This window comes from Kluyvera sp. 1366, from assembly GCF_054823405.1.
This window is the reverse complement of sequence record NZ_JBTRDW010000034.1, coordinates 1-1,237: the sequence shown is the minus strand read 5'-3', so window position 1 is coordinate 1,237 and position 1,237 is coordinate 1. Positions and strand designations below refer to the sequence as shown.

The following is a 1,237-nucleotide window of genomic DNA, read 5'->3' as shown; positions in this document are numbered from 1 at the left end:
AAGTCGTAACAAGGTAACCGTAGGGGAACCTGCGGTTGGATCACCTCCTTACCTGAAGATACCTTCCCGCGAAGTGCTCACACAGATTGTCTGATGAAATTAAAGAAGAGCGTAAAACGCCTGCAGGCTTGTAGCTCAGGTGGTTAGAGCGCACCCCTGATAAGGGTGAGGTCGGTGGTTCAAGTCCACTCAGGCCTACCAAATTCTTCCAGTTTCCGCGTTGTGCCGATAGCCCGCATACTTCAGTATGCTTCGCGTCGTCACGCCTTGTCTGTGAAAGAATTCTCCTGGTAAGCACGCGTTTTACAAAAACTCTATGGGGCTATAGCTCAGCTGGGAGAGCGCCTGCCTTGCACGCAGGAGGTCAGCGGTTCGATCCCGCTTAGCTCCACCATCAACGACCCCACGTTGATAACTAACTTCAGAATGTATCCTCGGGTACATTGCGAAGTTATTGCTCTTTAACAATCCGGAACAAGCTGAAAATTGAAACGACGTATCGTCTTCATTCTCCGTAATAAGAATGAAGCGGCGATATGTTCGAGTCTCTCAAATGCTTGCAGTCTGCGCGCGTTGCAAAACGCCTGTGGGTTGTGAGGTTAAGCGACTAAGCGTACACGGTGGATGCCCTGGCAGTCAGAGGCGATGAAGGACGTGCTAATCTGCGTAAAGCGTCGGTAAGGTGATATGAACCGCTACAGCCGACGATGTCCGAATGGGGAAACCCGGTGCACTCAGTGCATCATCGCAACATGAATACATAGTGTTGCGAGGCGAACCCGGGGAACTGAAACATCTAAGTACCCGGAGGAAAAGAAATCAACCGAGATTCCCCCAGTAGCGGCGAGCGAACGGGGAACAGCCCAGAACCTGAATCAGTTTGTGCATTAGTGGAAGCGTCTGGAAAGTCGCGCGATACCGGGTGATAGCCCCGTACACGAAAGTGCACATTCTGTGAGTTCGAAGAGTAGGGCGGGACACGTGGTATCCTGTCTGAATATGGGGGGACCATCCTCCAAGGCTAAATACTCCTGACTGACCGATAGTGAACCAGTACCGTGAGGGAAAGGCGAAAAGAACCCCGGCGAGGGGAGTGAAACAGAACCTGAAACCGTGTACGTACAAGCAGTGGGAGCCTCTTTATGGGGTGACTGCGTACCTTTTGTATAATGGGTCAGCGACTTATATTCTGTAGCAAGGTTAACCGTATAGGGGAGCCGCAGGGAAACCGAGTCTT

At 51.6% G+C, this 1,237-nt stretch carries 2 tRNA genes and 2 rRNA genes; all 4 read left to right on the top strand.

The features are described 5' to 3' along the window. Positions 1 to 51, top strand: a 16S ribosomal RNA gene (locus tag ACVLVH_RS24180); the annotation flags it as partial. Between the two features lie 73 nt (positions 52 to 124). Next, positions 125 to 201 (top strand) — tRNA-Ile (locus tag ACVLVH_RS24175). A gap of 117 nt (positions 202 to 318) precedes the next feature. Next, positions 319 to 394, top strand: a tRNA-Ala gene (locus ACVLVH_RS24170). 203 nt (positions 395 to 597) lie between these two features. Next, positions 598 to 1,237 (top strand): 23S ribosomal RNA (locus ACVLVH_RS24165); the annotation flags it as partial.